Below are 9,282 nucleotides of genomic sequence, written 5' to 3'. Positions count from 1 at the left end.
TCTTGGCGTCGAAGGCGCCTCAGTCGTGCTTGCCTGAAATCTGCCAGTTGGATTGTTCAGCCATTAATAGTTTTTTGCGTTTCCACACAGCCTCGACCCGAAGCCGACATCTGCTGTCCCGATCTCGCTGCCCTAAAGCTGCCTGTCGGCCCCTCTCACTGCCACACCGAGGGAGTCAGACGCCTAGCAGGCTTTCGGCATACGGTCAGGGTTCTCGCCTGACCGGCAACAAAGTTGCGTCCGCCGCCAAGCACAACACCGGCCCATGGCTTTTGCAACTTTGTTGGCCGAGTATTCAGAAGCGCGCCGCGAAGAAGACCAACGTGGCAAAGCAAGGTTCTGCAGCACGACCTGATCAATCGCGTCGTGGCGAGCGAGCGAATCAATGCGGACGCTAGGATAGGCTCCGCGGGTCGGCCTCGATAGGCGCAGCCAGCCGTCTGCGCTTGTTCGTGGTCGTATTCCAATCGACAAACCAGCCAAATCGTCTTTCGCTCATGCAGACGAGGCAGGTTCAAATCGAGCCCACTGAACGCGCAGAACCAAGGATTCTCAAGGGAAGCAATGAACTACAAAGCACAACTGAGCTCCGACATCCCCGTTACCAATCCGAAGCAGGACGCTTACGGATTCGCAGGCTTCGCACGCAATCTTGCTAAAGCCATTCGAGTGACCCCCAGCCCGCACGGCTTGGTGATGGCGATCAACGGTCCCTGGGGTGCAGGTAAGTCGAGCCTGCTCAACTTAGTGAAGTTCGATTTGCAGACCATCCATGAAAACGACTGTCCGATCATCATCGAGTTCAATCCCTGGTGGTTTAATGGGCACGATCAACTAGCGTCACAACTGCTTTCGCAGTTTGGAGTCAAGCTCCGCAACGAGTCGGCCACCCTATTGAAGGTTGGTGAACTCATGGCCGAATATTCAGGCGCGTTATCCAAAGCGGTTGCGCTTACGACCGGCACGCCATGGATTGACAAGCCAGTTAGCGCCCTGCTGAAGCTACTTAAGCGAAAGACCAAGGATGTGCCGCAGCTCAAGGCGGAAATCGCCAAGCTCTTGCAGACATCGGCACGACGAGTCCTGTTCATCATCGATGACCTGGATCGACTCACTCCAGACGAAATCCGTGAGGTCTTCAAAGTCGTCAAGGCCTTGGCTGACTTCCCAAACGTCATCTATCTGCTGTCCTTCGACAAGCGGGTTGTTGCCGAAGCATTGGCGAAGTCCCTGAATGTCGATGGGAATGCTTACCTGGAGAAAATTGTCCAGGCATCGTTTGCTCTCCCGGTCGTCGATAGGCCGCGCCTACAGCGCAAGTTCTTCGCTGACTTGGATGCCCTAATCGACTCACTACCGGCCGCTAAGTTCGATTCCACGTATTGGGGTAACGTCTATCTTGACGGGCTGGATCACTTCATCAGAAAGCCGCGGGACGTCATCCGCTTGATCAATGCGTTGACCGTCACCTATCCGCCCGTTGCAGGTGAGGTCAACCCTGTCGACTACATCGCTCTAGAGTTCGTCCGGGTGTTTTTGCCCGCCGCCTATGAAGCAATTCGCGACAACAAGGAAATGTTCACAGGGGTTATCGGGCACGCCGGACCCGAGCGCGAAGCAATTGCAGAGTTTCATCAAAAATGGTTGGGTTCGTTGAATGAGCGCGACCGCGTGCCAGTAACAGCGCTGATGAAGCGGCTGTTTCCAAAGGTTGAATCGGCAATCGGCAGGATGGGCTATGGCAGCGACTTCCTGCCGCGCTGGCGCCAGGACCTTCGCGTCTGCTCGCCTGAGTTGTTCGACATCTTCTTCCAGTTCGGCGTGCCCGATGACCATTTGACGCAGGCTGAACTTACAAAATTCCTAGAGCTCACGTCGGATCTCCCCGTATTGATCGAGACCCTCAAGGCCGCGAAGCAGGTCGCACGTTCGGATGGCAGGTCAAAGGCACGAGACTACGTGGACCGGCTCAGTAAATTAGGACCAGACGACATAACCGCACAGCAAGCAGAGCGCCTGATTGAAGCAGTCTTTGCTCTCGACGAGGACCTGCTGACCGCCGCAGACGATCGCGGCGGCACGATGCGAGTTCCGAACTCCTGGCGTGTTATGTGGCTGTTGAATCACCTTCTCGAACGGATTCCCGAGACTGACAGAGCCGGCCTTCTCCGGCACTGCATTCGAGAGGGCCAGTCGTACTCAACCATGATCAATGTTGTCGGACGCCTGGGGGAAGCCGTCTCCGATCCGAGCAAACGCAAGGACTGGATGGCCGGAATCGACGACGCTACTGTCCTGGACTTGAAGGCCGCAGTGGTCTCGCGGCTTGATGCCGCTGACTTGCAGCGCTTGTTGACAAGTGATGATGCTCAATTAGTTCTATTCAACTGGTCCAGTTGGACCGATCCGGCGCCTCTGCGCGCGAGGCTTGCGTTGGCGATTGAAGACGACGCTTTGCTAACGGTCCTTCTGCCTAAGTTTCTTGGAACAGGAACTGTCCAGGTCTTGGGTGACCGAGTGGGTAGGACAACTTATCACATTGACCCGCGGGATCTGGAGAGGTACTTCGATCTTGAGCACCTGTTAACGCGCACCCAAGCGCTCCTGCCAACTCTGCACGCCGACTCGCTAGTAAAGATTGCCGTGGAAAAGTACGCGCGGGGCATGGAACGAATGCGGGCCGGCCTCCCAACAGCACGTGGAATCTTCGACGATGAAGACTGAAGGCGCAGTCTATAGCTGGCGCGCCTCCACCTCTTGCCTTCGCGTCACGGTGCTAGTTCGCTTGGTGGCAATATCTCCTTAACCGTGCAGCCCCATAGCTGACGTTTATTAACGTCCGGAAATGGCCGATAAAAGTCATTCAATCAGGCATTCCCCAAAATGCAAACCCAGGGATTGATTTTTTCCCCTGGGTTTTCTTGAAGCAGACAACCACTATTTCCTGCGCTGCAGTCGGGCGATCAGCTCGCCCATGATGCCGCGGCGGAACAGCAGCACGCACAGCACGAAGATCAGGCCGGTGACGATGGTCACGGACTCGCCCAGCGTGGAGAACCATTCGATGCCCGTGGTGCGCGCCATGAAGGTGCCGAAATCGCCGATCTTGTTCTCCAGCGCCACGACCACGGCAGAGCCCAGCAGCGGGCCCGAAAGCGTGCCCAGGCCGCCCATCAGCGTCATCAGGATCACATGGCCCGAGGTGGTCCAGTGCACGTCGGACAGCGTGGCAAAGCCCAGCACCATGGTCTTGAGCGAGCCGGCCAGGCCCGTGAGCGCGGCCGAGATCACGAAGGCCAGCAGCTTGAAGCGGTTGACGTCGTAGCCCAGCGAGATGGCGCGCGGCTCGTTTTCCTTGATGGCCTTGAGCACCTGGCCGAACGGCGAATGGATGGTGCGCACGATGAGCAGAAAGGCCAGCACCACGATGACCAGCGTCACGTAGTACATGGTCAGGTCGCTGTCCAGGTCGAGCAGGCCCAGCAGCTTGCCGCGCGGCACGCCCTGCAGGCCGTCCTCGCCGCCCGTGAACGGCGCCTGCAGGGCGCCGAAGAACAGCATCTGGGCCAGCGCCAGCGTGATCATCGAGAAATAAATGCCCTGGCGGCGGATGGCCAGCCAGCCGAACACCAGGCCCAGCACGGCACCGAAGGCCGTGCCCAGCAGCATGCCGATCTCGGGGGTGACGGCCCAGGCCTTGACGGTATAGCCCGTGATGTAGGCCGCGCCGCCGAGAAAGGCCGCATGGCCGAAGGACAGCAGGCCCGTATAGCCGAGCAGCAGGTTGAAGGCCGAAGCGAAGAGTGCGAAGCACATGAGCTTCATCACGAACACGGGATAGGCGCCCAGGAATGGCGCGGCGATCAGGCCCAGCAGCAGCAGGCCGTAACCCCAGGGCGCAATGCGTTGAACAGGCATCTTGGATTTCATGTAGCGCCCCTCTTATTTTTCTTTGCCGAAGAGGCCTGCGGGGCGAATCAGCAGAACGATCACCATGATGAAAAAGACGACGGTGGACGAAGCCTCGGGCCAGAACACCTTGGTCAGGCCCTCGATCACGCCCAACCCCAGGCCGGTGACGATGGAGCCCATGATGGAGCCCATGCCGCCGATCACCACCACGGCGAACACCACGATGATGAGGTTCTGTCCCATCAGCGGCGTGACCTGGTAGACCGGTGCGGCCAGCACGCCGGCGAAGGCGGCCAGCGCGGCGCCGAAGGCATAGGTCAGCGTGATCATGACGGGCACGTTCACGCCGAAGGCCTCGACCAGGCGCGGGTTCTCGGTGCCCGCGCGCAGGTAGGCGCCGATGCGGGTCTTCTCGATCACGAACCAAGTCGCGATGCAGACCAGGATGGAGGCCAGCACCACCCAGGCGCGGTAGTTGGGCAGCACCATGAAGCCCAGGTTGGTGGCGCCTTCAAGCAGTTCGGGCGTGTCGTAGCCCAGGCCCGAGACGCCGTAGACCGAGCGGAAAACGCCCTCGATCAGCAGCGACAGCCCCAGCGTGAGCAGCAGGCCGTAGAGATGATCGAGCTTGTAGATCCAGCGCAGCAGAAAGCGCTCTATGAGCACGCCGAAAAATCCCACCAGCACGGGGGCCAGGATCAACATCACCCAGTAGTTGATCTCGAAATAGCTCATGGCCATCCAGGTGAACATGGCCCCGAGCATGAACAGTGCGCCGTGCGCAAAGTTGATGACGTTGAGCAGGCCGAAGATCACGGCCAGGCCCAGGCTCAGGATTGCGTAGAACGAGCCGTTGACCAGCCCCAGGAGGAGCTGGCTCATCAGGCCCGGCAATGAAACACCGAAGATTTCCATGAGAGGTACGCTGGTGGGTAATCGATAAACGCGGTGAGCGTCAGGGCCGGGGCATCAGATCACTTCCAGGCCGCGCACTTGGTCTCGGCCTTGGTGGTCCAGACGGTGTCGGCGGGCAGGGTCTGCAGCACCTTCAGGTAGTCCCAGGGCTTCTTGGACTCGCTGGGCTTCTTGGCTTCCACCAGGTACATGTCGTGCGCGAAGGTGCCGTCGGGACGGATCGAGCCCTTGGCGTAGAAGTCGTTGATGGGCGTGCTCTTGAGGTAGGCCATCACCTTCTCGGCATTGGTGGTCTTCACGGCCTCGACCGCCTTCAGGTAGTTCATCACGGCCGAGTAGTCGGCGGCCTGCACGTCGGTGGGCATGCGCTTGGTCTTGGCAAAGAACTTGTTGGCGAACTTGCGCGTCTCGTCGTTCATGTCCCAGTACCAGCTGGTGGTGTGCAGCAGGCCTTCGGTGTTCTTCAGGCCCAGGCTGTGGATGTCGGTCAGGAAGACCAGCAGGCCCGCGGTCTTCATGGTCTTGTTGATGCCGAATTCCTTGGCCGCCTTGATGGCGTTGATGGTGTCGCCGCCGGCATTGGCCAGGCCCAGGATCTGGGCCTTGGAGTTCTGCGCCTGCAGCAGGAAGGACGAGAAGTCCGAGGCGTTGAGCGGGTGCTTGACCGAACCCAGCACCTGGCCGCCCTTGGCCTTGATCACGGCCGTGGTGTCGGCTTCCAGCGCGTGGCCGAACGCGTAGTCGGCCGTCAGGAAGAACCAGTTCTTGCCCCCGCGGTCCACCACGGCGCCGCCCGTGCCCTTGGCCAGTGCCACGGTGTCATAGGCATAGTGGATGGTGTAGGGATTGCACTGCTCGTTGGTCAGCGCCGAGGAGCCCGCGCCGTTGTTGATGTGCACGCGCTTTTTCTCGTTGGCCACCTGCGAGACGGCCAGGGCCGTGCCCGAGTTCGTGCCGCTGAACACCAGCGAGATGTTCTGGGTATCGATCCACTCGCGCATCTTGGAGGCCGCGATGTCGGCCTTGTTCTGGTGGTCGGCCGTCAGCAGCTCGATGGGCTGGCCCAGCGCCTTGCCGCCGAAGTCCTCGATGGCCATCTGCATGGCGACCACGCCGTTCTTGCCTTCCACGTCGGCATAGAGGCTGGACATGTCGGTCACGAAGCCGATCTTCACCTTTTCCTGGGCCTGCACCAGGGGGCTGGCCAGGCCGGCGGCCACCAGCATGCACGACAGGACGCTCAACTTTGCTTTCATCACGGTCTCCTTGGTTTGGGGGGGTTTGTTGTCAGCGGGTCAATGAAGCACCAACTCTGTGAATCCATGGCGAAAGGCTCAGACGCCCAGCAGCTCGTTGAGCACCGGCATCTTGGCCTCCAGCTCGGCGGCGCCGAAGCGCTCGACCACATGGCCGTGCTCGACCACGTAGAAGCGGTCAGCCAGCGGCGCGGCGAAGCGGAAGTTCTGCTCCACCATGACCACGGTGTAGCCCTTGGCGCGCAGCGTGGTGATCATGCGCGCCAGCGCCTGCACGATCACGGGCGCCAGGCCCTCGGAAATCTCGTCGAGCAGCAGCAGCCGCGCGCCGGTGCGCAGGATGCGGGCCACGGCCAGCATCTGCTGCTCGCCGCCCGACAGGCGCGTGCCCTGGCTGTGGCGGCGCTCATGGAGGTTGGGGAACATCTCGTAGATCTCCTGGATGCTCATGCCCGCCGCGCCGGTCTTGAGCGGCGGCGGCAGCATCAGGTTTTCCTCGCAGGAGAGGCTGGCGAAGATGCCGCGCTCCTCGGGGCAGTAGCCCACGCCCAGGTGGGCGATCCTGTGCGTGGGCAGATGGATGGTCTCCACGCCGTTGATCCGGATCGAGCCCTTGCGCGAACCGGTCAGGCCCATCACGGCGCGCAGCGTGGAAGTGCGCCCGGCCCCGTTGCGGCCCAGCAGCGTGACCACCTCGCCGGGCTGAACCACCAGGTCCATGCCGTGCAGCACATGGGATTCGCCGTACCAGGCGTTCAGCCCCTTGATCTCCAGCGCCGGAGTGCTTGTCTGATTCATTGTTCGTCGGTCCAAGGCATATCGTTCAAAACAGGCATGGCCCAAGCCCGCTCCATCCATGGAGCAGGCGGCTCAGGAGGGTCATATGTCAATGCCCTCCCTGCAGCTGGCCTTCGGTCGTCCCCATATAGGCTTCCATCACCTGCGGATTGTTCGAGACTTCTTCGTAAGGCCCTTCGGCCAGCACCGCCCCGCGCTGCAGCACCGTGATGCGGTCGGCGATCGTGGAGATGACCTTCATGTTGTGCTCCACCATCAGGATGGTGCGGCCGGCCGAGACCTTCTTGATCAGCTGCGTCACGCGGTCCACATCCTCGTGGCCCATGCCTTGCGTGGGCTCGTCCAGCAGCATGAGCTCGGGCTCCATGGCCAGCGTGGTGGCGATCTCCAGCGCGCGCTTGCGGCCATAGGGCAGGTTGACGGTGACTTCATCGGCCAGGTCCTGCAGGCCCACTTCGGTCAGCAGCTCCATGGCGCGATCGTTGAGCTGGTTCAGCGTCTTTTCGCTGCTCCAGAAATGGAAGGCCGTGCCCAGCTTGCGCTGCAGGCCGATGCGCACGTTCTCCAGCAGCGTGGAATGCGGGAACACGGCCGAGATCTGGAAGGAACGGATCACGCCGCGGCGCGCGATCTGGGCCGGTGCCTCGCGCGTGATGTCGGTGCCGTTGAACAAAATGGTGCCGGAGGTGGGCTCCAGGAACTTGGTCAGCAGGTTGAAACAGGTGGTCTTGCCTGCGCCGTTGGGGCCGATCAGCGCATGGATGGAGCCGCGGCGCACGGCCAGGTCGACCTTGCTGACAGCCGTGAAGCCCTTGAACTCTTTGGTGAGGTGATGGGTTTGGAGAATCAGTTCGCTCATCAGTTAACTCATCCGTGCGCGCGCCAGGCCGCAGATCGTGGAAACCTCCAGGAAGCCGGCCCGTGCGGGCATTGCCCACGCAGCCGGTCCACAGCGTCGCATCTTGGCCCTGCGTGCTGCAGCGCCGCAGCGGGAAACTCCTAGGGTCCACGCCATTTCACGCCTGAAACGGCACCATGTTTTCCCTAGGTAGGCTGCTATGGCTTGCCTAGCATGGAAGCATTCGCTCACATACGATGCGCCAGGCAAACGCGCCTTCGGCTCGGCCGGCAAGCGATGGCGGTGGTTGTCAAGAAGCCGACATATCAAGCGACAGCAGCCTGTGTGCGCGCCAGTTTGCTATGGATAAAAGAGCAAAAATTCCGGAACTGTGGCCGCGGCCTCTGCCAAACCCGCATGCGGAAAACCCCGAGACTGCAAAGCCCCTTGTCCATCCCGGGGCTGCTGGCAAGCGGATGCAAAATGTGCTTGAGTTTGTCGCCGAATGCGCGAAAGGCGACAAAGATAAAGAGTTCGCTATGAATAGCGAAGCTCACGGCGCAAGCCATGCGCAGATTTCCAGTCTATTCAATACCGAATTGCAATCCCGGCAGGCGCTGGAAGCTACTGAATCAAGAGCGCATCGGCTGCAGCGTGCCGGCTGGCAAAAAGCCATGCCGACCCAAACCGGTCTATTGCAGCTTGCCGCTGCCGCCTTCGGGCAGGGCCAGGGGGATGACGCCTATGCCCTCTTCCATCAGCTCCATGGCCTGCCGGGGACTGGCCTGGCCACGGATGGCGCGCTCGTCGATCTCGCCATAGTGCATGCGGCGGACTTCCTCGGCAAAGCGGTCGCCCACATTTTCGGTGTTGGCCGCAACCTTGCGCGACCACTGCATCCAGGCCGCCTGCAAGGCCTGCAGGTGTTCGCGGGCCTGGGGACTGAGCTCGGCGGCAGGAGGCAGCTGCGCGGCAGCCTCGCGGCCGGAACCCGCTGGCGTGCGCGGGGCGGATGGCTGCGCGCCCAGGTTCAGGCGCGGCGCGCTCAGGCGCTTGGTCACGTCATGGTCGCCGCAAACCGGGCATTGCACCAGCTTGCGCTGCAGCTGGTTCTGGAAATCATCTTCCGAAGCGAACCAGCCTTCAAATACATGGCCCAGCGGGCAATGAAGGTCGAGCACTTTCATGATGGTCTCTCGGGCAACGCAAGCGGCGCCTCGCTGCCCAGTATGCGCTTTTATGCAATCAGTCCCGGCGGTGCACGAGATAGCGGTACACGAAGCCGGGAAAAGCCAGGGTCAGGAACAGCGCACCCGTGACGGCGTAGAACTCCCAGCCCTGGGGAGCGATCTGGCCGGCACGGCGCTCCAGCAGCAGGGCCAGACCACCTACCAGGAAGTACAGCACCAGCATTTCCAGCAGGCGCGCCCACATGGGCTTGCGTCCCTGGGCGACCGGGCCGACCACGGCCCAGCGCTGGTTGATAAAAGGCAAATTGGCTGCCACAAGGGCAGCCAAGATTACAAGCCAGATGGAAGCGGTAATGGACACGCTAAGGCATTC

The 9,282-nt window shown here is 61.2% G+C and carries 8 protein-coding genes; 1 reads left to right on the top strand and 7 read right to left on the bottom strand.

Translation table 11 applies throughout. From position 1 onward, the window contains the following. The first annotated feature begins 564 nt into the window (after positions 1-564). Positions 565-2,724 carry a KAP family P-loop NTPase fold protein gene (locus tag V8Z74_RS20705; RefSeq protein WP_349710967.1) on the top strand — a complete coding sequence of 720 codons (2,160 nt, stop codon included), beginning with the start codon at positions 565-567 and terminating at the stop codon, positions 2,722-2,724. A gap of 213 nt (positions 2,725-2,937) precedes the next feature. Here V8Z74_RS20705 and V8Z74_RS20700 read toward each other — a convergent pair whose 3' ends face one another. The 7 genes from V8Z74_RS20700 to V8Z74_RS20670 all read right to left on the bottom strand — a co-directional run bounded on the left by V8Z74_RS20700 (position 2,938) and on the right by V8Z74_RS20670 (position 9,270). After that, positions 2,938-3,930, bottom strand: a complete 993-nt coding sequence (locus tag V8Z74_RS20700) for a branched-chain amino acid ABC transporter permease (protein ID WP_066472331.1) — start codon at positions 3,928-3,930, stop codon at positions 2,938-2,940. Positions 3,931-3,942: 12 nt separating this feature from the next. Further along, positions 3,943-4,827, bottom strand: coding sequence for a branched-chain amino acid ABC transporter permease (locus V8Z74_RS20695; RefSeq protein ID WP_349710965.1), 885 nt, complete (start codon positions 4,825-4,827; stop codon positions 3,943-3,945). A 59-nt stretch (positions 4,828-4,886) separates the two neighbouring features. Next, positions 4,887-6,083: an ABC transporter substrate-binding protein gene (locus V8Z74_RS20690; RefSeq protein ID WP_066472340.1), complete on the bottom strand. Its 1,197-nt coding sequence runs from the start codon at positions 6,081-6,083 to the stop codon at positions 4,887-4,889. 78 nt (positions 6,084-6,161) lie between these two features. After that, a complete protein-coding gene (locus tag V8Z74_RS20685) occupies positions 6,162-6,881 on the bottom strand; it encodes an ABC transporter ATP-binding protein (RefSeq protein WP_349710964.1) in 720 nt (239 codons plus the stop codon). An 88-nt stretch (positions 6,882-6,969) separates the two neighbouring features. Then, entirely contained in the window at positions 6,970-7,740 is a 771-nt protein-coding gene (locus V8Z74_RS20680) for an ABC transporter ATP-binding protein (RefSeq protein WP_066472346.1), read from the bottom strand. Between the two features lie 671 nt (positions 7,741-8,411). Further along, positions 8,412-8,906, bottom strand: coding sequence for a DUF1178 family protein (locus tag V8Z74_RS20675; RefSeq protein WP_066472352.1), 495 nt, complete (start codon positions 8,904-8,906; stop codon positions 8,412-8,414). 58 nt (positions 8,907-8,964) lie between these two features. Next, positions 8,965-9,270, bottom strand: a complete 306-nt coding sequence (locus tag V8Z74_RS20670; protein WP_349710963.1) for a DUF2818 family protein — start codon at positions 9,268-9,270, stop codon at positions 8,965-8,967. Between the last annotated feature and the right edge of the window lie 12 nt (positions 9,271-9,282).

The sequence above is a fragment of the Comamonas sp. w2-DMI genome (genome assembly GCF_040187735.1).
GTDB lineage: Bacteria > Pseudomonadota > Gammaproteobacteria > Burkholderiales > Burkholderiaceae_C > Comamonas > Comamonas terrae.
This window is presented reverse-complemented; position numbering and strand designations above follow the sequence as displayed.

Bases quoted from the DNA above. Each gene is read 5' to 3' on its own strand.
- V8Z74_RS20675 (WP_066472352.1), bottom strand. From the start codon at position 8,906: ATGAAAGTGCTCGACCTTCATTGCCCGCTGGGCCATGTATTTGAAGGC.
- V8Z74_RS20695 (WP_349710965.1), bottom strand. From the start codon at position 4,827: ATGGAAATCTTCGGTGTTTCATTGCCGGGCCTGATGAGCCAGCTCCTC.
- V8Z74_RS20700 (WP_066472331.1), bottom strand. From the start codon at position 3,930: ATGAAATCCAAGATGCCTGTTCAACGCATTGCGCCCTGGGGTTACGGC.
- V8Z74_RS20705 (WP_349710967.1), top strand. From the start codon at position 565: ATGAACTACAAAGCACAACTGAGCTCCGACATCCCCGTTACCAATCCG.
- V8Z74_RS20690 (WP_066472340.1), bottom strand. From the start codon at position 6,083: ATGAAAGCAAAGTTGAGCGTCCTGTCGTGCATGCTGGTGGCCGCCGGC.
- V8Z74_RS20680 (WP_066472346.1), bottom strand. From the start codon at position 7,740: ATGAGCGAACTGATTCTCCAAACCCATCACCTCACCAAAGAGTTCAAG.
- V8Z74_RS20685 (WP_349710964.1), bottom strand. From the start codon at position 6,881: ATGAATCAGACAAGCACTCCGGCGCTGGAGATCAAGGGGCTGAACGCC.